Below are 23,028 nucleotides of genomic sequence, written 5' to 3'. Positions count from 1 at the left end.
AAACTCTCAATAATATAACAGAAGCCTCATCAATTGATGAGGTTTTTTGTTTTTAAATAATGTTGATTATGTAAGAACTTTATCTTTAGCGAAATAGATTGTTGTTATAATCCCATCCACGCGTTAAATGAAGCGGTATTATTTTGACTTGTTTTCAAAATGTGTGACTTTATAAAAATGGCGACACTATTTTTAGTGTAACGATTTATCTTTTCAATATAATCTCTGTTGACTAACTCACTTCTGTTAATTTTGAAGAACTTTGTAGGATTGAGTATTTCTTCTATTTCTTTGAGTGTGGTTTGGTTTAACAAATGTTTTTTATTGGCTGAATCATACGCAAAAACAACTCCATAATCCGATTGTATAAACGTAATATCTTCCACTTTTAAAAAGTAAATATCACTATTGGATTTTATAGGAATATACTCTTTATATTCAGGTTTTATCTCTAATTTGTTTTGATAATAAACATCTAGTTTTTTAAAGATATCGTTATGATTCACTTCCATTTTAGTCTTTAACGAAATATATTTATTCCAAGCTTTTTCAAAACGACTATAGGAATAAGGTTTCAACAAATATTCAATGCCACTAGTTTCAAAAGCATTCATCCAAAACTGATCATAAGCGGTAGCAAAAATAATAGGGAACTCAATGTTAATCTGACGATATACATCAAAAACATTACCATCCCTTAATTCAATATCTGAGAAAATTAAATCCACATTGGGAGAAGTTTCAAAAAATGATTGCGTCTCGTCTACGGTTTCAATTTCTTTTATAATTTCAATAGGCTCAGCAATTCTTTCTAGATAATTTTTAAGTTTCTTTCGAGCCGGAGCTTCATCTTCTATAATGACAACTTTAATCATTGTTGTTTGTTTTAATAAGTGGCAAGGTAATCGTAAAATCATACTCAGATTCCTGAATAATAATACTATTGTTTGTTAATAATTGAAATTGCTTATTTAGGTTTTTTAAAGCAACACCATTGCTTTTTTTCTTTCTACTTTGTTTTACTTTATTGTTACTTACTTTAATACCATTCTCGAGTGAAATATGAATCATTACGGGATTTTGAACTGTACCTAAATTATGTACAATAGCATTTTCTACCAATACTTGAAGACAAAATGGAGGTACAATTATACTAGAAGCATTTATGTTATCAGCTACAATTAATTTATAATATCCTTGATATTTTGTCTCCATTAATTCAAAATAGTTCTGCGTAAATGTGAGTTCTTCTCGTAAAGAAATGAGTTCTTTTTCAGCGGTTTTCAAAGCGTAGCGATATAGTTCTGAAAAGTGACTTAAAAAATCGGAAGCTTTGTCTGTATCTTCATCTATGAGTTGATCTAATATGTTTAAATTATTAAAAAGAAAGTGTGGATTTAATTGTGCTTTAAGCTGTTGTATTTTACTTTTAGAATTGCTGATTACATATTCGCTTAATCGTTTCCTATAATTTCTATTTTCTTTTGAATATAAATAGGCTAAAGAAATACCTCCAAAAATTATGAAATCAATAGTTTGATAGAAGAGTTTATAGGTTATTTGAAAAGAAGAATTATAGTTTCTTGCTAAGGTATCAAAAGCAACAGAAATAAGAATTCCAAAGATATTTTTAGCAAGCATGTAAAAGATAAAACTGATTCCAAAAAACTTCAAATATTTCCATGCAGAAGAAGTCGTGTTTTCATATTTTTTAGAAGCTCTTTTTTGAATAAAATCTATAAGTATAAAAAGAAGGAAAGCGTGTATGAACGTCCAAAAAGGAGCATCCATATGAAACACAAAATCTTCCCAAGAGTTAGCCGTCGATATATTATGATGTATTGTGAATAGCCAACTAAAAATAAACAGAAAAAGTAGAAACTTTTTATGCTCGTTATAAAATTTTAATATTTTCATGTATGATACATATAGAGATCTGCAATTAAGGAAATTGTTCCTTAATTGCAAATACATTGTGTGTTAAAATGATTTATTTAGGCCATGAACTGATTACTTTTCCTTTTTCATCATAGGCTTCAAGTTTCACTTCATTATTTTCATCTACAACAAATCTAGCTCTAGGTCTTCCTTCATCATCATATAAAAATAATCCATTTTGTTTTCCTGGGGTTTGTCCCAAAGCTACTCTTCTTACTGAACTGTATTCTCCTTTTTCTTTGTATTCTTTATATTTTTTTCTGCGTTCTTTTGGATCTTTTATCGCTTTAAGTTCCTTTACTGCTTCAGCAATACTTTCATGAGTTTCATAATCTCCACGATCGTTAAAAACCAGTGTCCCAGACTTGAAGCGTTTATCACCAACTCTATTGTCAGTAGTCATTAATTGCATGACTTGATCTCCATCATATTGATCATAAGTTAAAGAAAGTCCTGCGCTATGACCGTTTTCTGTTTTGGTACCATCATAAATAAAACCACCACATTCTTTTCCATCTTCTGTAAAGAATAACATTCCAGCACGTTTCTTTCGTTCATGATACGCTCTATTATTAATACTATCTCCAGCACTAGGGAAATGATTTGCATTAGTGATCACCATTTTAACAGTTCCATCATTTTCTACAATATTGATACGTTCTACATCGATAGTTCCAAATTTTTGAGTATTAGATTGTTTAAAAGCTAAAGAAGCAAATGTTAGTATTCCTATAACTGTTGCAACAGCAAATGTTCTTAAAAAAACAAGTTCTCTTTTTGTATTTTTCATGATTTATAGTTTTAATGATTTATAATTATGACACAAAACTATATGACGCCTATTGCTCAGAAAAGCAGTTTTTGATGAATACAGGAAAAATTTAATAGAACTAAGGAAAAATTAAATAAAAGGAAAACTAAGTCAATTTAATATGACATAGAAAACATGCAAAGTTCTTTACTCGATCATCGAGATTTAAATGCTCCGACACTTGTGCGTCGAAATATTTTTAATTGTTTCCGTTCAATATTTCATGGGCTTGCTCCGAAGTAGTTGACTTCGATTCTTTATGATCTCAAATTACGATTAAAACTTCTCAAAAACACCTAAACCAAACAACGCAAAGTCATACTTCACAGGATCATTTGGATCTAGCTTTCGCAATGCAGTATCTAATTCAAGCAACGCTTTTGCATCGTTTTGTTTTCGTTTGAGTAATCCAAGTTTACGAGCAACATTTCCAGAATGTACATCTAATGGACAAGATAATTGTGAAGGTGAAAGTGTTTTCCAAATTCCAAAATCGACACCAGTATTATCGTTACGAACCATCCAGCGTAGAAACATATTGATTCGTTTGGCAGCACTTCCTTTATTTGGATCAGATACATGTTTTTTGGTTCTTTCAGGATGCGGAATGCTAAAAAATACTTCCTTAAATTTTGAAATAGCATCTTGCATACATTTTTCCTTAGTGTTTGCAAAAACAGCTTCCAATCCGTTGTGATGCTGATATATGTTTCGTAAAGACTTTATAAAGAAGGTAAAATCAGTTCCATTAAAGGTTCTGTGTACAAATGATTCAAGTGTTTCTAGGTCTTCTTCGGAATGATTCATGACAAAATCATAAGGTGAATTACCTAATAAATTCATCATTTTTTTGGCATTATTGTTGATCATTTTTCGATTTCCCCACGCAATGGTTGCCGTTAAGAATGCTGCGATTTCGATGTCTTCTTTTTGGCGAAATTGATGTGGAATTTGAATTGGATCGCTTTCTACGAATTTCGGTTGATTGTACTCAATAACTTTTTCGTCGAGAAAAGATTTTAATTCGGTTAAATTCATAAGATGTTATCGTCTTTGGCAAAAATAATTATTATTTTTAGTAACCATCAATCAAAAACTATGTTTACAAATTACGCAAACCACTTTATTTGGATATTACTTCTTTTTACAACGATTACTTCTGCACAAGAACTTGAAGGATTTATTCTCGACGAAAAGACAAAAGAGCCATTATTTGGTGTTTCTGTTTATTTTGATGGAACTACGAATGGTACTTCTACGAATGGAGAAGGAAAGTTCAGTATTCGTTATAAAGCTTCTACAAAATCAGCTTTAGTTGTAAGTTATTTAGGTTATGAAACACAATTATTTGATGTGAGAAAGCTTACTAATGGCATGTCTATTTATTTAAAAGAAAAACCACAATCTTTAGAAACAGTATATTTAGAGAATGATCCGTGGTCGCGAAAAAAGAAGATGGATATTTTTAAGCGAGAATTCATAGGAAAGTCAGTTGATTTTTCAGAATGTAGAATTATGAACCAAAAAGATATTACAGTTACTTATAATCCTATCACACAAAAACTGAATGCATATGCTGAGAAGCCAATCATTATTAAAAATAAATATTTAGGCTATACCATTACATATACTATGGAAGAATTTGAAGCCGATTTACGCTTAACAACGACAGGAATTGTACTCACGCGAAGTGTATATGTAGAAGGTTCAAGTTTTTATACAGAACGGAATAAGCGTGTTCGCAGAAAACATAGAAAAGCTAGAGAACGTGAATATGGTCAGTCAGTATTATATTTCATGCGTTCATTGTCTAAAAAACAATTGCGAGAAAATGGGTTTCAAATTTTTCACAAAGGATTTATAGTTCCGCCATATAAATATTTTCAAATTACAAAAATAGGCGAGGACACTAAAGTAAAGTTGACAGCAGACCGTTTGGTGGTTGTATACGATCGTATTCACAAATCATTCATGACTATTTTAGATAAAAACAAAGAGTTTGTTATCAATAAATACGGAAACTATTCACCTCCGAGAAAAGTTTCCTTCGGAGGTGTTTTGGGAGACAAGCGCATTGCGAATACTTTGCCATTAGATTATGATTTATAGACTTTCTGTCTTATCATCTTCTAAGGAATGAATAAACGCTATAATGGCTTTAATTTCATTATCTGTAAGGTTTAAAGGATCTGGTGGAAGTGTTTGATTTTCCAATTCAATTCCAATTCCAACGCCGCCGCCAACATTATAAAATTGCATCACTTCTTCTAAAGTATCATAGACGCCATTGTGCATGTATGGAGCAGTTTTAGAAGCATTTCGTACTGTTGGCGTTTTAAAAGCATATTTTTTTAGTTCAGCTTTCGCGACATAATAACGACCTAAATCATCATCAACAGTAGCGTTTTTCCACGTTTTTGTCTTTGGAACACCTAAAACTTCTAGTTCACTTTCTACAAAATATGGAGGAACAGTTCCGTTGAAAATTGGCGCAAAATGACACGTAGCACATTTTCCTTTTCCCATAAAAAGATTAAAACCTAAGGTTTCTTCTGCAGTAAAAGTGTTTTCTTTTCCAGAAATATTTCGATCAAATTTTGAATTAAATGGTGTTAAAGTTCGTAGGTAAGTAGCAATGGCATTCCGAACAGATTTATGATTAATTCCTTGTTTATATAGACTTTCAAAACGTTTTTTGTACGTAGAAGATTTTTCTAATTTGGCAATGATCATATCGGTATTGGCATGAAACTCCTTTTCATTATTAATCACATCTAAAATTTGATTCTCTAAATTTTCTACGCGTGCATCGTAAAATTGTGATTGTTGTAAACTCGCATATAATAGTGTAGGAGAGTTGCGTTGTACAAAATTTCCATTAATATCTTTAGAGAAACGTAAACCATCTGTAAATGCTTTTTCAGGCTGATGACAACTCGCACAGTTCATCGTTTCAGAATCTGAAAGTGACGCATCAAAAAATAAATCTTTTCCCAATTGTGCAATTTCTGGAGATACTTTTGGACTGTAACTTGGTTTAAATGCATTTGGATTGAATGTTGCCGCATCATAGAACGAATCTACACCATAATTTAGCTTTTGCTGCAAAGGAAATTCCACTTGCCAGTCAGTTATGGTTTGATTCCACAAAGAAAGCATAGGTTGCAACTGATTTTTGATGAATCCGTAACGATCAAACGAATCAAAACTTTCTGCATGATCAAAGGCTTGCTGTGCTTCTTGCAATGCAGTGATCCAATTTTTGTAAAGTTGTTGGTCTTTAAATACAGTTTCATGCAATGTAAAGTAAGTCTCTAAACTTGTAAATACTTCTTTATTTTCAGGAATGGACTGTAAGAGTACTGGCGAATCAAATCCAGAAATTCCTAACGACATCACTCTAACCAAAGCTTGACGTGTTAGCCATAAAAATTTATAATTGGTATGTTTTAAAATCGAATTGTGTTTTTGTTCTAATTTTAATTTACTGTAAATATCATTTGCATAACCGTGTACGGCAGCAATATCAATATTTGTTTCAGCAATTGCTTCTTCCAGTGCTTGAAAACCAGAAGCTTCAATTACTTTTTCAGCATTATCACCTTCGTCTACTTTGGGCAAATTAGCTTTGTTTAATCCGTAGTAATTCGCACTATTATAGAAGGATAAAATTGGTTCCATGCGTTTAAAATCAATACGGGAAGCTTTAAAATAATACAAAATACTATCTTTCGTTGTTGCTTCGCGCAAAGCGTTCACATGACTAATACAATTGTTTAGATCTTTTGCAAATTGCGCTTTAATAGCGACACTAATTGCGTCATTTTCATTTGTTGGTATAGCTGTTGTCTCTACTGTATTTTTACATGAAAACAGCAAACTTATGCATATGACAAAGAGGCTTACAATAGAAGCCTCTTTGGGTAGATTAATTTTTCTTTGCATGGTTTATCGAGCTAATCCTTTTACTACTAATAGAATACTTCCTTCATCTCTACTATTAGCGTCAGTTCCTGCACCATCAGGATTTAAGAAGGCGTCGCTTTTCCAAGAATGCGCTTGTTGAATTAATAAGAAAGTATCTGGCTCACCAATAATATCAGAAATATCAATCATTCCAGTAAGTTCCCATTTTCCCCAACGATCGTCAAAACTTGCATATCCGTTATCTACTGCTTCAACAGTTCTGTGTGCAGATTCTAATACCACTTTTAAAGCTCCTGTGTTTAAGTCATACTGGTATAAATATGCATCGTGTTGTTTTACCATATCGTCTACATATCCGTTTGGATCTTCTTGAATGTATGCGTAGTTTTCAGTCACTAAGATATTATCTGGACTGTGGAATGTTTTTGCTTTTCCAGCTAAATCATCTCCGTTTAATTCCAATGTTAATTTTCCGATTAATGGATTGTTTTCGTCTAAAACGAGTTTGTATACACGTCCGTACTTTGTACGAGTATCTGAGTTAGAGCTATGTCCTGTAGCGTTAAAATAGATTTCTCTGTTTGCTTCGGCAGAACCTTTTCTGTAATCGATATCTTCTACACGATTAAATGCCATAACACCTTTTGCGATACTTTCGTTATTTAATTCGTTATACGTTGTTTGTTCCAGTTGAACGAACTCAACATCATATTCGTTTCCGGTAATTAATTCATTATCGGTAATTGTTCCATCACCAACTTTCATTCCGTATAAGTTACCACCGTGTAAGTCACCAACAGTATTGGAAACGTACATAGCTAACTGTCCGCCAGCATCTCCACGACTATCATCACCAATCATTACGATTGTTTTTCCAGTAAAAGCGTCTTTGTGTAGTGGTACTGCGTTTTCAATAGTCCATTGTCCCATTGCAGGTAATACTTCTCCAACACCAGCATCATCAGCAGATTTATAAGGATCGACCATAAAAACATTGTTTGTTGGCATTGCGCCCCATTCTCCACCACTTAGGTATACAGGTCCAAAACCGTGTTCTTCTGGCGTAGCTAAACTTCCAGAACATTGTGCTGTATTTCCTGTCGCTTCTGAGTTAACGATATATTCTCCTTTAATAGGTTTAAAAGTAGCATCAAGTGTGATACGTGCAATTGAATAATCAGCTTCAATATTGTTGATTAATGTAAAAGTACCATCGTCGTTTCTCAACAATCCGCAACCATCTGCCATACTTCCGTAAACAAAGTTTGGAGACTCTGGTAATGCATCTTCAGAACTTAAGAGGCTATACACTTCAATATTGTTGAACTCAGATTGTTTGGTAACAAAAGCTGGAGTTATGGAGTGATTTTTTAATTCAATAACACTGTTGTTTTCCCCAGGAATACTAACTGTATTGTTGTCATCACTGTCGCACGACATAAAAGAAATTAATCCTGTTAGTGCTAAAATTTTAGAAATAGTTTTCATCGATTTATTAGTTTGCGAATTTTTAGTTGCCCAAAACTATCGATGTAGTGTTAGTGAATATTTAGCTGAATATTTTTTTACGTTTACGAATATATTAAGTTAATGTTTCGAGTTTAAATTTCTGTGAAATCGAAAATAATGATAGACAATGTAAGATAGAATTGTATATTTTATAGTAATTAAAAATAGGATTATTCAAAAGTTACTTCCGTTGCTGAACTTTCAAACTGCTCTCCATTTTCTAGGGTAAGTGTTATTTTGAAAATTACACTTGTATCTATAGGAATTACAGTATTAAATTTTAGAAATGCGCTTGTTGTATCATTTCTTTCATCGTTAAGTTCAGATATCAAATCACTCATAAGACCAAAACTATTGGTGTCAAACATATAAGCTACGAAAATATAATTGTTTAGTGATTCTCCAGCAGGAACATCAAACAAAGGTACATTGGCTTCTACATTGATATTTGTAACAGGATTGATCACATTATAATAATCCAAACAAGTAACTGCATTGGCGGTATTTATGAACCCAGATTTTTGAACAAGTGATGTGACGAGTTCGCTATCAAAGTTGGTATCGATAAATAATCTGAAATCTTCGTTGGTTACTGTGCTTGGATTACTACCAGTGGCATCTAAAGTAGAAAGTGTTATAGAAGAGATAAATATATTATACTCTTCCTTGCCGCCGCAGCATGCATATAAAAATACTTGAGCAAATAATATGATTCCAAAAATTTTAAAGATCTTATTTTTCATGCTTATACTATTCAAAAGTTATTGTGTCGGTTGTCATGACAAGTTGTTCTTCATTTTCAAACGTAATTGTTAAGGTAAACGTTGCGGCAGTTTCTGCAGGAATTTCGGTGTCGAATTTTAATGAATATTCAGAATCAGCAGGTCCGCCATTTAATCTTAATATCATATCATTGGTAGTAAATAGATCTTCAGTATTGAATCTGTATGTTACCACAATATGATTGTTGAGAAGGTCACCAGCAGGAATATCGAAAAGTGGAACATTGGAAGTTATGTCTATATTTTCGATGCGTTTGATAACAGTATATTCATCAAAACAATCAATTGCTGCGTAAGCTGTGTTTAATAAACCAGAATTTTTAGATAGGAGTGAAGCCGTATCTATTTGATAGGTTGGTGTGAATTGTAAAAAGAAATTGGAATTGGATACAATGGTAGCATCTTCATCAGCTTCGTCTTGCGCAGAAAATTCAAATGATCTTACAAAAATATTGAAATTATTACCACAACAAGCATATAAGAAAATTTGAGCAACTAAGATAAGCGCATAAATTTTGAAAGTTTTGTTTTTCATGTATTGATTTTTTTCAATAGATACAGAAACTTACAAAAGGTTGCGTGTTATTTAGAATTATTCTTAATATTTTTAGTTTTCAATAATTAGTGTACTTTTCGATACTATTTTAATTGATTTTGTTTCGAAAAGTTATTTTAAGTTTTTTTTTTGCTAAATGCTAAATGCTAAATGCTAAATGCTAAATGCTAAATGCTAAATGCTAAATGCTAAATGCTAAATGCTAAATGCTAAATGCTAAATGCTAAATGCTAAATGCTAAATGCTAAATGCTAAATGCTAAATGCTAAATGCTAAATGCTAAATGCTAAATGCTAAATGCTAAGAAACAATATAGCCATCGCGCATTTCAATTTTACGATCTGCCATATCTGCAAGTTCTTTGTTGTGTGTAACGATAACAAATGTTTGTCCAAATTCATCGCGAAGTTTGAAGAATAGATTGTGTAGGTTTTCAGCTGATTCAGAATCTAAGTTTCCGCTAGGTTCGTCGGCAAAAATAATTGCAGGTTTGTTCATCAATGCTCTTGCAACAGCAATACGTTGTTGTTCTCCACCAGAAAGTTCATCAGGTTTGTGATCGTAACGATGTGATAAACCTAAGAAATCAAGTAATTCCTTTGCTCTTTTTTCTGCTTCCTCTTTAGGAACATTGTCAATAAACGCAGGAATACAAACATTTTCAACTGCTGTAAACTCAGGAAGTAATTGATGAAACTGAAAGATGAATCCGATGTGATTGTTTCGAAACTTTGCGAGTTCTTTGTGTTGAAGGCGTTCAATATGTACATTATTGATAATAAGCGAGCTACTACTATTTGGCGTCATTTTATCTAAAGTGCCTAATATTTGAAGCAAAGTTGTCTTTCCAGCTCCAGAAGCACCAATAATAGAAACAATCTCTCCTTTTTTGATATCTAAATCGATACCTTTTAAAACGTCTAACTCTCCGTAATGTTTGTATATATTCTTAGCTGTAATCATGCAAAATATCAATATAAAAGCACCAAGTTACTACATAAAGCTGTGATGAACAATTATGAACTGATATTAGCAGCTCTTTTTTTTCTTTTGAAAATATTTTTCACATTATTGTAATCGATAAAGTATACCAAACGAAGTGAAACTGTATGATCAATTGGCTCGTCAAATAATCTGTTTAAACTATCAAAATAAGTGTCTGTAGAAGCTTCTGTTTGATTGAAAATTTGATTTCTATACAAAGCTGTTAAAAAACTACCTGGCGCAAATTGCCATGTATAATTCAAGTCTAAATTCCAAGTGCTAAAGTTTACATTAGAATTTCCCAAACCTAAATCTTCAAACGTACTTTGCGACTGTGTTAAACGTCCATTTTCTCTTAAGAAATATGGTGTGTCATCATAATCTACAGTTGTCCAATAGTTTCTAAACGTTAAGTTTAAAGAGTTCAAAGAATTGAAATTATAATTCGCAGAAATACTATTTACAAGTATAATTTGATCGCGCTGTCCAAATATAATTTCACCATCAAGATCATTTGAATTATTGGCATAACCTCTACGATTATTTTCAACATTTAAAGAAGAATCATAACTCACAATAAATTTATCATTGATGCGAACTCTTGGTGAAAAACGAAATCTATATCGCGTATATCCTTGATCTTTTTCCAAGAAAGTAGAAAAGTTGATATTAGCATCAACCGCAAAGGTTTTATTATAATCTGAAGAGATGAAACTATTTAAATTCAACCTATTTTCATTGATAAAGAAACGTCTATTATCAAAATCACGTGGTTCAAAATAATCAAATTGTTTTCCTGGCGCAAAATTTACATTACCACCAAAAGCCATTAAACTCTTTTTAAGGACTCCAAAAACATTAATACCAAAATTAGCACCTGTATACACATTAGGATCATACAAACGGCGGTAATTTACCCAACCATTCACTCTAAAGTTGTTTAACTTTTCTGTAGGTTCAAAAATTTGATATGAAGCATCAATTCCGAAGTTATTGAAATTGTTACGGAAGTTGAGTCCTAAATCGTTAATATCGTATTTAGTATTTGCGAAACTGTGATCAAAACTATATCGAAATTTTCCGCTGATCTTACGAATTGCAAAGAAAGAACTCAAACCTGTTTCGGTTCCTGTTGTTAAGTTTCTATTGCTCGTTTTTAATTGAGTATCAATACTTACCGTATTTTTCTTATTAACCAAATTTGCTACAAGCGCGGTAACGTTAGCATCTCTAAAACCGCTTCCATTTCTTGTCACATTGGTATTGATAAGACTGATCGATGAGTTTTTATTAAACTGCTGATCTACCACCATGATATTATAATTCGTCAATGGTTCTACAACTTCTTCACGGAATTCACCAGTATCATTATTTCGAATTGTTGCTTTGGTTTTTTCAGTAATTGCATTAAAGAAACCAATTCCAAGTCCGTTTTTGGTTCTTCCAGAAACTTTTACAGCATTGATCAGTTTTACTTCATCAGGAAAATCTACAACTTCTTCATTGGAAGCCGTATCAACACTTCCAGATGGCGAATTTCCTATACGTCGTGAAAAGAATAAATCTCCTTTATTAAACAAGTCAACACCTTCGGTAAAAAATTGTCGTTGTTCAGAGAACGTTTGTTCAAAAGGTCCTAGATTAAGCTGTAGATTGTCAAATCCAGCTTGACTGAAATCAGGAACCAACGTAGCATCTAGCGTAAAGTTCTCAGTAATACCATACTTTACGTCCATTCCAAAATTATATTCGTCTGTGGTTTCTCCGTCGCGAGTTCTAACAACAGCAGAAGTAAATGGGTAAAAAATTAAACGTGTTGGTGGTTGAATGTCTCGTAAACCTTTTAACTCACCAGCATACAATCCAATATATCCTTTTGTAGGATCAAATGCATTCCAAGTATATTGTTTTCTTGTTTTTCTAAATTGTCTGTGAAACTGAATTCCCCAAGTTGGTTCTTTTTGATTGGTAAAACGAAGTGCGCGATACGGAATTTTGACTTCAGCAATCCATCCATCATCTACCATAGTTACAGCATTTTCCCAAACGGCATTCCAACTGTAATCTTCTCCAACAGATGGATTTGCAATAGCATCTGCTTGGTTTCCATTAGGAAATACAACAAAATATGTATCGTTTTGTCCGTCATTATTTGGATTGATTGCAATGATAAAGAAATCATTAATTCCAAAATTATCACGACTCGTAAATTGACGCATAATATTTTCGGGCTTATCACGTAAATAAGCAGACACATAAATTGCATCGTCATCATATGTCATTTTTACAGTTGTTTTTTGGTCCTCAGGTAATGTATTCCCGATTGCAGGACGAAACTGTATAAAATCTGTTGCAATGTCTGCATTTTTCCATACTTCGTCATCTAAAACTCCATCAATCTTTGGTGGAGTAGTGGTACGCTTTATATTATATGTTTTTTTGGAGATGCTATCTTGAGCAAAACTGCTTACTGTAAAAGAAAGAAGTAGTACGAATACTAAAAAACGGCTCATTATTATTTAATTTTTTTGATTGATTGACGTCTTAAAGAGCTTGGAAATCTATGATTGTTACAGTAAGACAGTCGCAAAACTACTCTGACACGGTACTTTTTTATCCTAAAAAAAAGTTAAATCTTACTTAAAATTTTTAACAAATACGGTATTTTAACAGGGTTTACATGAACTTTTTTTGAGTATCTTTAACAACTTTGAAAATGAAATAAGAGAATTATGCCTTATAAAAAGTTAGAAGAATATAATATAGAAGTAACTACAGAAGTAAAGAATAGATATAAAACTATTATAGAGGAACTTGGTGAAGATACTACACGTGAAGGATTATTAAAAACACCAGAACGTGCTGCAAAAGCGATGCAATTTTTGACACAAGGATATGACATGGATGCTGCTGAAATTTTAAAAGGAGCCATGTTTGCAGAAGATTATGACGATATGGTTATTGTAAAGGATATAGAATTGTATTCGTTGTGCGAACACCATATTCTACCATTTTTTGGAAAAGCTCATATTGCATACATTCCTAACGGACATATTGTTGGATTGAGTAAATTGCCACGTATTGTGGATGTTTTTGCCAGAAGATTGCAAGTACAAGAACGTTTAACGCATGACATTTTAGAATGTATAAACAATACATTAAAACCAAAAGGTGTTGCCGTAGTGATTGAAGCGTCTCATATGTGTATGATGATGCGCGGTGTACAAAAACAAAACTCTGTGACCACAACTTCAGGATTTAGAGGTGCTTTTGAAAATATAGAAACACGAACTGAATTTCTGAAACTTATTAGTTCTAGCTTGTCTTAAATTATTTTTTTTGAAAGTTCGCTGTTACATATTTCTGATCCTTTTTCTTTGGAATACATCTGTGTTTGCACAAAAGACGTTTTCTGATTGGAATACTTTTGAAACTGCTTTTGTAAAGGACTTTAAGCGTTTGCATATTGCTGATTTACAAATTTATTATGTAGATAATTTAGAGTTGATTCAAAGCAAACGAAATGTTGCAAAGCAAGAGAAAATGTTTTTAGCTTATCAACAAGCATTGCAATCGTTTGATCGTGCGAAATTAACAAAAGCGCAACAACTTGATTATGCATTGGTTTCGTATGAAATTAATTTACATCTCGAAAGAATTCAACTTGAAAAAAAGTGGCTTGCTATAAAACCTAAAAGAATTTCCACAGAAGGTTTACAGCAAGTTCCTATGGGAAAAGAATGGTATGCATATTTCTTAAAAAAGTGGGTTGATGCTTCTGTAACTCCAGATGAAATATTTCAATTTGGTTTGAAAGAAATCGATCGTGCTAAAAAAGCGATGCAGGCTATAGAAAAAGCTTCAGGTTTGGACAGTTTGGAATATCAAACATATATAAAAAGTGAAGATTTCTTTTATACAGATGTTGAAACCATTCAGCAAAGTTTTGAAAATTATAAAAAAGAGCTTCTTCCTAAGTTAATTGGTGCATTTCCCAAGGTAAGTGAATTACCCGACGTATATATTGAACAAGGAAAAAACAAAACATATGCGCAAGTCCCAGCGTATTATGCGGAGATAAGAAGTACATTTTATTACAATTATTTTGACAAACCGTTTAACAAGCGTCAAATTGCTTGGATTTATCTACATGAAGCCATTCCAGGACATCATTATCAAATAAAATACGAGGAGACTCTAGAAAAATCTGCAATTCGAAATCTATTTTCATACAATGGCTACAGAGAAGGTTGGGCAGCGTATGTAGAAGAATTAGGAAACGATTTTAATGCTTATAAAACCAAATATGATGAGCTAGGAAAGTGGGAATGGGATATTATTCGTTCTGTTCGTGTTGCTATGGATGTTGGTTTAAATTATTACGATTGGAGCGATGAAAAAGCATTAGAATTCTGGCAAAAACACATTCAAGGACAAGATGCTATTGCAAGACGAGAAATTGCGCGTATGACACGTTGGCCAGCACAAGTAATTACCTATAAATATGGTGCGCATAAAATTTTACAATGGAAAGCTAATATAGATGCTATTTTATCACAAGAAAAACCGTTTCCTTGGTTAGCTTTTCATACAAAAGTATTAATGAATGGCGCTTTGCCGTTTTCTGTGATGGATAAAGAGATTTTTGGAAATTGATTTTTGTTAGATTTTAGAATATTAGACTCGCTTTGCTTTTAGAACATTAGATTTGCTTTGCTTTTAGATTGTTAGACGGCTTTCGCTGTTAGAACTAAGATCACTTTACTTCTGTAAACTCGTTATAAATACTACTATGATTTAGAAATGTTTGATACGTCTTTGCGAGGAAGTATGACGTGGTAATCTGTTTCTGATATATACTATACCTTTGACTTTACTTACCGTCAGTTCGAGTGATTTTTCAGAATGTAATGAAGAAAAATTATATCGAGAAGTTCTCTGAAGTTTAGATTGTTAAATATATCTTGTTTTTAGAACATTAGATTCGCTTTGCTTTTAGATTGTTAGATGGTTTTCGCTGTTAGAACTAAGATCACTTTACTTCGATAAACTCAGTGTAAATACTACTATTTTTTAGAAATGTTTGATACGTCTTTGCGAGGAAGTATGACGTGGCAATCTGTTTTTTATATATACTAGATCTTTGACTTTACATACTGTCAGTTCGAGTGATTTTTCAGAATGTAATGAAGAAAAATTGTATCGAGAAGTTCTCTGAAGTTTAGATTGTTAAATATATCTTGTTTTTAGAATATTAGACTCGCTTTGCTTTTAGATTTTTAGACTGTTTTCGCTGTTAGAACTAAGATCACTTTACTTCGAACTCAGTGATATTTATTCGCTTCATAATAATCTAAAATATGCTTCGGAATCTCCATTTGTTGTGGTAAACCTTTATCAGCAATCGGAAATTCTGCAACTTGTTTTATTGGCACTAAACCTGCCCAAACATCTAAATCATAGTCTTCAGGTTCGTCATTTACACCAACATCTCTAATTTTAGCAGAAGCCGTTTCAATCGTCATTTCTACAACCAATGTTCGCTCTAATTCTTCTTTTGTCATTTCTCGAATTCCGTCCCAACGACCTTTCATCATGTGTTCCATAAAATCAAACAATGCAATTTCTTTTTCTTTTGGATCTTCTATTTTTTTTACAGAACCAAACAAGGTAGCAGAACGATAATTCACAGAATGATGCAAACCAGAACGCGCCATAACCAATGCATCTAAATGCATGACAGTCATGCTCATTTTTTTAGCTTCTAGCAACGCGAGTAACATTCTGTTGGCTTGCGAACCGTGTAAATAAATCTTATTATCTTTTCTTCCATATGCCATAGGTAATGTAATGGCATTATCTTCATATATATAACTCACATAGCCAATAAAACCTGCATCTAAAACGGTATTGATGGCTGAAACATCGTACGTAGCTCTAATATGTCCACGCTTGACTCTGTTTAATTTTGATTTTGAATATTCTTGCATACTTATAATTTTTTTGAGAACACTATGTTTTCATAAGAAGTTCCGCTGACTATAAAATTTAGTTCACCAACATTTTTAAATTCATTTTTTTCATAGAATCTAATTGCTCTGTTATTTTTGATATAAACAGTCAGCCACATTGTGTCTAGTTGTAATTCTCTCGCTTTCGTTTCAACAAAAGTCAAAAGTTGTTGCCCAATTTTTAAGGGTATAAAATCATTTAGAATGAAAATTCGTTCTAATCGACAATTGTTTTCTGAGGTGACACTTTCAGTTGTAGCATTTAGGATTAATTTTGCATAACCAGCAGGAAAATCGTCTACATAAATAATATAGAAGAGTTGCTTAGGATTATTTATGTCTTGTTTTGTTTTAGAGATTGAAAAGTTCTTGTCTAGGTATTTTAATAAATCGTTTTTATCATCTATATATTGACCATGAGATTCAGCCCATGTTAGTCGTGCTAAAAGTGCTAAAACTGCTGTATCTACTTCTGTTACAATTCTTATTTTAATCATTTTCTATCTTTTTTCTGGTAGAATATTTTTAAATGCATTTGAATTTAGCTTCGTCTTTTCTAAATCTTTCGGTTTAAAAACTTGTTTGGAAGAAGCTGGATATTTTTCAATCATTTTGCTTGGTCTAATTGGACGTTGAACAAAGTTTCCTGAGCAACTTGGACATACGTTTTCAAAGACTACAAGCGCACAATGTTTGCAATATGTACATTCAAAAGAACAAATCATTGCTTCTGTTGAAGTATTAGGCAACGCTTTATTACAATGTTCACAATTAGGTCTTATGTCTAACATACTTATAAATATTTGTCCTTAATTACTTCCATGTGCCAAATATCGTGACCTATAATGGTAAAAGCAGCAGCTCTTGCAGATAAAACGCCTCCATTGGAATTTCCTATAAATGATAAATCTTCATCAGTTAAACTATTTAACAACGAAATAGAATTGTTTCGATTTATGATAAATTCATTCAATAAATCTTCAATGGATTTTTCATCTGCCCTCGATGGTTCAACGTATATGTTTTGGTCATAACCAGTTAAAGGAGCAGTATCTCTTCTAGCAATTCGAAAACAACGGTACATGAAGATTCGTTCCGTATCTATTAAATGTTGAAATACTTCTTTGACACTCCATTTTTCAGGTAAATAACGGTGTGCTAATTTTTCTTTAGAAATAGTTTTGAAGAAATCAATCACGTTTTTTTTTCCTGTTTCAAAACCTTCTATAAGTGTTGTTTCGTTGGTTAATTTGTTGATATATCTTGCGTAATAAGGATCGAATTCTGAAGAATTTAACTCTGACTTTATCATTTTTTCATCTTTTATATTTCAAAAATACTATATTTATGGACTGTTTTAGTCGTCCAGAATATATATAATTAGTAGTCCAGATGTTTCCATATAAAACCAGCATTGAGTTTGATAGAAAGTGCAATCAACCATTGTATTTGCAATTGTCAAATCAAATTATACAATTTATCAAAAACCAACAGCTACCGCCAAGCACAAAACTTCCCGGTAGCAGAACACTTGCGGAACAATTACAAGTACATAGAAAAACTATTGTTGCTTGCTACGAAGAATTATTGCTGCAAGGTTGGGTAGAAAGTATTCCGAAGAAAGGAACTTTTGTACATCATAATCTTCCAGCGTTAGCACAACAAAAACTTGATGAAATTACTGCATATGATGTAAAAAAAACGACAGGTTTTCCTTTTTATAAGAATGCTATTTTACCTGAAAAACCAGGAGATAAACAGGAAGATTTTATGTATTTAAATGATGGAATTTCCGATGGACGATTAACGCCAATAGACGATATTGCGCGAACTTACAGAAGAATTTCAGCTAAAAGGAATACTTTAAAACATTTGTCTTACGGCTCTACGTATGGAAATACTACTTTGCGAGAAGTTTTAGCAACGTATTTAAACTCAACAAGAGGTTTACACATCACTAAAGAGAATGTATTGATTACACGTGGTAGTCAAATGGGAATTTGGTTGTCATCGCAATTATTGCTTCAAAAAGAAGACGTTATTGTGGTAGGCGCAACAAATTATGGATCTGCCGATACTACTTTTTTACACCGACAAGCTAGTTTACAACGTGTTTCTGTTGATAAAGATGGAATTGTAACAGATGAAATAGAGAAATTATGCAAACAACAACAAATAAAAGCAGTATACGTAACATCACATCATCATCATCCGACAACTGTAACGCTTTCTGCGAAGAGAAGAATTCATCTATTGAATTTAGCGCGACAGTATAATTTTGCGATTATTGAAGATGATTACGATTATGATTTCAATTACAATCATGCGCCAATTTTGCCACTAGCAAGTCACGATACCAACGGAAATGTAATTTATATTGGTTCGGTTTGTAAAACCGTTGCGCCAGTTTTTAGAATAGGATATTTAATCGCGTCTAAAGAATTTGTGGATGAAACTTCTAAATTGCGAGGGTTTATAGATAGGCAAGGAGATGCATTATTAGAAATGACTTTTGCCAGTTTTATAAAATCAGGCGATTTAGACAGGCATATTCGCAAAGTAATGAAGATTTACAAACAGCGTCGCGACTTGTTTTGTAAGCTTTTAAAAGATGAATTGGGCGATGTTTTTGAATTTAAAATTCCGAAAGGCGGCATGGCAGTTTGGCTAAAGTTATCATCAAAATATTCTTGGTCTGTAATTGCTGAAATTGCAAGGAAATATAAATTAGAAATAGGCGCATGGGAACGATATGATTTAGCAAATAGTCAACACAATTGTATACGAATTGGTTTTGCTTCCTATAATGAAACTGAGATGAACGAGTTAATTCATAGACTCAAAATAACAGTAGAAGCATGTAAACACATTACTGTAAAAGAATAAAACTTCTTTAATTCAGTTGCCTAATAATAGCAAGTGTTTCCGTAAGTATTTCGTCATTTTCATCTAGTAAATGATCTTTGATAACGACTTCTGGTTGAACACCTTTGAGTTTGATAGTACCATTGATGCGTGTCATGAATCCTTTGGAAACTTTTACCTCAATTCCTGTATTTGGTAATGTGTATTTAAACTGCGATGCGCACAAAGAGCTATATTCAGCAGTTTCTTCACCGATGATGATTCCGAAGTTATAATCTTGTATTTGTGCAGCAGTTACAGTTGCCTGCGAATGTGATTGTCGATTGACTAATACAAAAACGGCTCCTGTAAATCGTTTTTGTTCATTTTGCGGTTGGTGTTCTTTGAAAGAATATGCAAACACTTCACCGTTTTCATGTGATAAGATTGCTTTTGAAAAATCACTTTTTGTATTACCATTTTTTCGGATGTGATCTTTTAATAATTGACTAGATTTTACTTCAAATTTAGCATTCCATTTAAAAGGTTTGTTGGCAATGTAAGAAACCAAATAATCGCTAAATGAATCATTTCCGCCACCATTATTTCGTAAATCAATAATTAGATTTTTAGCTTTCACTTCTTTTATTTTTTGAAAAGAAGCATCAATAAACTGTTGAAATTTAGATTCGTCACCAGCAAAGTTGCCAGGATTTAAATACGCTGTATTTCTATAAAAATCAAGCTTCATTTTTGCGTTTAATATTTCATAACGCTTAGTTTCAAAATCATTGATTAAATCTATCGCTTTTAGTGTATATTTTTGAGTATGATGGTTCATTGCAATTTCAACTTCAAACTCATCTTGTTGTCCAAATACTCGCCAGTAACATCTTGGAAAGGAATACAATTCAATTTTTGCATGTTTAAAATACAAACGTTCTGCGGATATTTGTGTATATATTTTTTCAAGTATTTCATTCATTGAACGTCCATTGATGCTCAAAATCTTTGAACCAACGCGTATTTGACCATTTTTTGACCAATTTTTTCGAATTAAATAGTGATTGTCTTCAAATGCAATTTCCAACGGAAATAGAGTTCCGCCATTCATGGCATATTCTCTGTATGATTGCACAGGAAACTCAATTTCTGTATGTCCATTATTTACGGCAGAAATTACACGTTGCAAAGTATTGGTAGTTTCTAATAAATTGAGAGAATCTTTTTGAATGGAATTTTTTACAGTATTGTAATTTTTTGCAAACTTTTCTTCGCTAGTATATAGATAAAGATTGTAATGAGACTCTTGTATAGATGTTGATAAATATTGTAAGTCATCTATAACTTGTTGTTTAGAAAACTGTGTTTTAGATTGACTAAAACTATGAATTGTTATACATGTGAAAATAATGGGAAGAAAGAAATTTTTCATTGGTACGTTCGTTTTCTTCAAGACGAAACGTAGACGATTTTGTTACAATGATTTTCCTGTTTTAATTGTAAAGTATTAATTAATAGCTGTTAAGATATTTCTTTGAGATAAAAAAAAGCTTCGTTTGAATGATCTGTAAATAGAATGCGGTCTGCGTCAATAGCAACTTGCGTTCCGCCATTTTCTAAGATTAATTGTTTTGTAGTTTCTATATTTTTTACACCAAACGTACAAATCCAATATTCATACGAACCTTTGTATTGATTTGGAATTTCTACAATATCTGAAATATGTTCTTTTTTAGCATTAAATACTTGATATAATGTATCTGTAATTTGGTTGATATTCCAATTAAAAATCCCTTGATAAAACGGAATTACTTTTGAAGCTTCTGAAACATGAAGCTCATTCCAAATAAGTGTATTGACTGTTTTTGTTGATCGAATATTTTGTAGTGTATCGCCTTCATATACCGTAAATCCTGCGCCAGAAGGATCGCGAATCAAAGCAATTTTATCATTTACATTTATGTTAGATTGTAATTCTATAATTCCACCTAATTCTCTCGCTTTTTGAACCGTTTCTTCCACATTATTTACTGCGATGTATGACATCCAAAAATGTGGCATTCGCATTTGTTTAAATTTTAAAGGTGTTTCATACAAACCTGCAACTTCAGTATTTTCGCTGTAAGCAGTATAATAATTGTCATAATTATAATATTTCCAGTTAAAAACAGTTTCATAAAACGAAACTGTTTTTATAGGTGTATACGTAGAAATATCTGCATATATAAAATTATTCAACTTCATATGTTTCTTGTTTTTTTGGCATCCAATCTGGTGGTTTTACAAATACCAATAGTTTGTTTTTTACACCTTCAATTTGGTTCAATTTTCTATAGAAACGTGTAATTCCATGAAAAAAGACTTTCATCGGATTGGTGCTTTTTAACGGTTCTGAGATACCATATATTACTTTTTCTACTTCAGGTTCAAAAGTACCTAACAATCGATCCCAAATAATAAAAATTCCTGCATAGTTTTTGTCCCAATATTGTCTATTAGATCCATGATGTACTCTATGATGCGATGGTGTATTAAATATATATTCTACAGGTTTTACTAACTTTCCTATGATTTCTGTGTGTAATAAGGTTTGAAAGACTTGCACAAATACTTCTGATAGTAATACTAAGATAGGATTGAAACCTAGCATAACTAATGGCAATGAAAATATAATTGGCATGATGGCATCAAATGGTCCAAAGCGATATGCAACAGACATATTAAAATGCGGAGAACTATGGTGTACAGTATGTGTTGCCCAACCAATTCCAATACGATGCATCATACGATGTTCCCAGTAGTAAGCAAAATCTGCCAAAATAATGCACGATAAAATGGTTACCCAATTCAGTTCTAAATGTGGCAAACTTATATTTTGATATACCCAAAAATAGACTTTGGTAATGGCTAAAATTCCTAAGGCAATTTCAATCGCTAAGAAAGCACCAAAAGTGACAACATTTGCAACACTGTCTAAAAGTAAGTTTTTATTTAAGCGTTTTAGGTATGCATATCGAATCAATTCCAATATAAAAAAAGGAACAATAATGTATATTAAACTAAGATCATTAAAAATATAGAACCAATATTCAATGTCTATCCAATCTATTTTTTTTGATAAAAACTCTACCATTATTGCACTCTTTTCCATGTTTCTACATCACTATATCCGTAAGCTTCATAGCTGAGCTTAAAAGTATTCTCATCAAGCATATCAATTTGGCATGCTACGTCATAAATTTCTTCTTGATATTCAATTTTATAAATACCTTTTCCTTTATACCCATCAAATGATTTTATAATGAGAATTTTAGACTTTTTAGCTTTTTCACTATTTCCTTGCGCATCTTGATAGGCATGAGTATAAGCATTGAATTTGTTGCCTTCTTTCTTTATATCGTATATAATAGCGCCATTAAATTCTTTCTCTTTATACTGAACGCTCCATTTACCAATAATATAATCAGTTTCGTTATTTGGAAGCGTGTTTTCTGTAGAAGAATTTGTTTCGTTTACTTTAATTGAATTATTGTTTTGAGCAGCATAAGTAAACAAATGTGCGCCACCAGCTAATAGAATAATGATGAGCAAACTTCTAAATAATAATGTTGAATTTTTCATAAGTTTCTTTATTTATTACAAAGATTTGTCCATCTTAAAATT

22 protein-coding genes are annotated in these 23,028 nt (G+C 32.1%); 4 read left to right on the top strand and 18 right to left on the bottom strand.

Translation table 11 applies throughout. From position 1 onward, the window contains the following. Window positions 1-104: 104 nt before the first annotated feature. From ACOQOS_RS05115 to ACOQOS_RS05100, 4 genes are all read right to left on the bottom strand, one after another. Window positions 105-875 (bottom strand): LytR/AlgR family response regulator transcription factor, encoded by a 771-nt coding sequence (locus tag ACOQOS_RS05115; protein WP_420573893.1) that lies wholly within the window; start codon window positions 873-875, stop codon window positions 105-107. Further along, on the bottom strand, window positions 868-1,917 hold the full coding sequence (locus tag ACOQOS_RS05110; RefSeq protein ID WP_420573892.1) for a sensor histidine kinase: 1,050 nt from the start codon (window positions 1,915-1,917) through the stop codon (window positions 868-870). Before ACOQOS_RS05110 ends, ACOQOS_RS05115 begins: the two co-directional genes overlap by 8 nt. 73 nt (window positions 1,918-1,990) lie before the next feature. Then, window positions 1,991-2,728: a hypothetical protein gene (locus tag ACOQOS_RS05105; protein WP_420573891.1), complete on the bottom strand. Its 738-nt coding sequence runs from the start codon at window positions 2,726-2,728 to the stop codon at window positions 1,991-1,993. Window positions 2,729-3,025: 297 nt separating this feature from the next. After that, window positions 3,026-3,787 (bottom strand): TIGR02757 family protein, encoded by a 762-nt coding sequence (locus tag ACOQOS_RS05100; protein ID WP_420573890.1) that lies wholly within the window; start codon window positions 3,785-3,787, stop codon window positions 3,026-3,028. Window positions 3,788-3,847: 60 nt separating this feature from the next. On the opposite strand from ACOQOS_RS05100, the gene ACOQOS_RS05095 reads away from it, so the two are divergent. Next, window positions 3,848-4,858 carry a carboxypeptidase-like regulatory domain-containing protein gene (locus ACOQOS_RS05095; RefSeq protein WP_420573889.1) on the top strand — a complete coding sequence of 337 codons (1,011 nt, stop codon included), beginning with the start codon at window positions 3,848-3,850 and terminating at the stop codon, window positions 4,856-4,858. Here the strand turns inward: ACOQOS_RS05095 and ACOQOS_RS05090 are convergent. The 6 genes from ACOQOS_RS05090 to ACOQOS_RS05065 all read right to left on the bottom strand — a co-directional run bounded on the left by ACOQOS_RS05090 (window position 4,853) and on the right by ACOQOS_RS05065 (window position 13,020). After that, the gene (locus tag ACOQOS_RS05090; RefSeq protein WP_420573888.1) at window positions 4,853-6,694 is read right to left on the bottom strand and encodes a cytochrome-c peroxidase; all 1,842 of its coding nucleotides are present in this window, start codon (window positions 6,692-6,694) and stop codon (window positions 4,853-4,855) included. The genes ACOQOS_RS05095 and ACOQOS_RS05090 overlap by 6 nt on opposite strands. A 3-nt stretch (window positions 6,695-6,697) precedes the next feature. Beyond that, complete coding sequence (locus ACOQOS_RS05085) at window positions 6,698-8,164, bottom strand: phosphatase (protein WP_420573887.1); 1,467 nt, start codon at window positions 8,162-8,164, stop codon at window positions 6,698-6,700. Window positions 8,165-8,355: 191 nt separating this feature from the next. Continuing rightward, window positions 8,356-8,928, bottom strand: a complete 573-nt coding sequence (locus ACOQOS_RS05080) for a hypothetical protein (protein ID WP_420573886.1) — start codon at window positions 8,926-8,928, stop codon at window positions 8,356-8,358. 7 nt (window positions 8,929-8,935) lie between these two features. After that, window positions 8,936-9,502: a hypothetical protein gene (locus tag ACOQOS_RS05075; RefSeq protein WP_420573885.1), complete on the bottom strand. Its 567-nt coding sequence runs from the start codon at window positions 9,500-9,502 to the stop codon at window positions 8,936-8,938. 321 nt (window positions 9,503-9,823) lie between these two features. Beyond that, window positions 9,824-10,486 (bottom strand): ABC transporter ATP-binding protein, encoded by a 663-nt coding sequence (locus ACOQOS_RS05070; protein WP_420573884.1) that lies wholly within the window; start codon window positions 10,484-10,486, stop codon window positions 9,824-9,826. Between the two features lie 53 nt (window positions 10,487-10,539). Beyond that, a complete protein-coding gene (locus ACOQOS_RS05065; protein ID WP_420573883.1) occupies window positions 10,540-13,020 on the bottom strand; it encodes a DUF5916 domain-containing protein in 2,481 nt (826 codons plus the stop codon). A 219-nt stretch (window positions 13,021-13,239) separates the two neighbouring features. Between ACOQOS_RS05065 and folE the strand changes: the two genes are divergently transcribed. Both folE and ACOQOS_RS05055 read left to right on the top strand, forming a co-directional pair. Continuing rightward, window positions 13,240-13,836 carry a GTP cyclohydrolase I FolE gene (gene folE / locus ACOQOS_RS05060; RefSeq protein WP_420573882.1) on the top strand — a complete coding sequence of 199 codons (597 nt, stop codon included), beginning with the start codon at window positions 13,240-13,242 and terminating at the stop codon, window positions 13,834-13,836. 10 nt (window positions 13,837-13,846) lie between these two features. Further along, a complete protein-coding gene (locus ACOQOS_RS05055; protein ID WP_420573881.1) occupies window positions 13,847-15,163 on the top strand; it encodes a DUF885 domain-containing protein in 1,317 nt (438 codons plus the stop codon). A gap of 668 nt (window positions 15,164-15,831) precedes the next feature. Here the strand turns inward: ACOQOS_RS05055 and ACOQOS_RS05050 are convergent. The 4 genes from ACOQOS_RS05050 to ACOQOS_RS05035 are packed head-to-tail and all read right to left on the bottom strand — an operon-like array spanning window position 15,832 to window position 17,830. After that, the gene (locus ACOQOS_RS05050) at window positions 15,832-16,497 is read right to left on the bottom strand and encodes a pyridoxamine 5'-phosphate oxidase family protein (RefSeq protein WP_420573880.1); all 666 of its coding nucleotides are present in this window, start codon (window positions 16,495-16,497) and stop codon (window positions 15,832-15,834) included. A 2-nt stretch (window positions 16,498-16,499) separates the two neighbouring features. Next, on the bottom strand, window positions 16,500-17,015 hold the full coding sequence (locus ACOQOS_RS05045) for a GNAT family N-acetyltransferase (RefSeq protein WP_420573879.1): 516 nt from the start codon (window positions 17,013-17,015) through the stop codon (window positions 16,500-16,502). 3 nt (window positions 17,016-17,018) lie between these two features. Next, on the bottom strand, window positions 17,019-17,309 hold the full coding sequence (locus ACOQOS_RS05040) for a DUF1272 domain-containing protein (RefSeq protein WP_420573878.1): 291 nt from the start codon (window positions 17,307-17,309) through the stop codon (window positions 17,019-17,021). 2 nt (window positions 17,310-17,311) lie between these two features. Then, window positions 17,312-17,830, bottom strand: a complete 519-nt coding sequence (locus tag ACOQOS_RS05035; protein WP_420573877.1) for a DinB family protein — start codon at window positions 17,828-17,830, stop codon at window positions 17,312-17,314. Window positions 17,831-17,910: 80 nt separating this feature from the next. Between ACOQOS_RS05035 and ACOQOS_RS05030 the strand changes: the two genes are divergently transcribed. Beyond that, window positions 17,911-19,404: a PLP-dependent aminotransferase family protein gene (locus ACOQOS_RS05030; RefSeq protein WP_420573876.1), complete on the top strand. Its 1,494-nt coding sequence runs from the start codon at window positions 17,911-17,913 to the stop codon at window positions 19,402-19,404. Between the two features lie 7 nt (window positions 19,405-19,411). Here ACOQOS_RS05030 and ACOQOS_RS05025 read toward each other — a convergent pair whose 3' ends face one another. The 4 genes from ACOQOS_RS05025 to ACOQOS_RS05010 all read right to left on the bottom strand — a co-directional run bounded on the left by ACOQOS_RS05025 (window position 19,412) and on the right by ACOQOS_RS05010 (window position 22,986). Next, window positions 19,412-20,797, bottom strand: a complete 1,386-nt coding sequence (locus tag ACOQOS_RS05025; RefSeq protein WP_420573875.1) for a S41 family peptidase — start codon at window positions 20,795-20,797, stop codon at window positions 19,412-19,414. An 89-nt stretch (window positions 20,798-20,886) separates the two neighbouring features. Further along, on the bottom strand, window positions 20,887-21,609 hold the full coding sequence (locus tag ACOQOS_RS05020; RefSeq protein WP_420573874.1) for a VOC family protein: 723 nt from the start codon (window positions 21,607-21,609) through the stop codon (window positions 20,887-20,889). Then, complete coding sequence (locus tag ACOQOS_RS05015) at window positions 21,596-22,516, bottom strand: sterol desaturase family protein (RefSeq protein WP_420573873.1); 921 nt, start codon at window positions 22,514-22,516, stop codon at window positions 21,596-21,598. Before ACOQOS_RS05015 ends, ACOQOS_RS05020 begins: the two co-directional genes overlap by 14 nt. After that, window positions 22,498-22,986 carry a hypothetical protein gene (locus tag ACOQOS_RS05010; RefSeq protein WP_420573872.1) on the bottom strand — a complete coding sequence of 163 codons (489 nt, stop codon included), beginning with the start codon at window positions 22,984-22,986 and terminating at the stop codon, window positions 22,498-22,500. The genes ACOQOS_RS05015 and ACOQOS_RS05010 overlap by 19 nt, the downstream gene beginning before the upstream one ends. Between the last annotated feature and the right edge of the window lie 42 nt (window positions 22,987-23,028).

Source organism: Kordia sp. (assembly GCF_965224175.1).
GTDB lineage: Bacteria > Bacteroidota > Bacteroidia > Flavobacteriales > Flavobacteriaceae > Kordia.
Note: the sequence above shows the minus strand (reverse complement) of the source record. Positions and strands in the feature narration are given on the sequence as shown.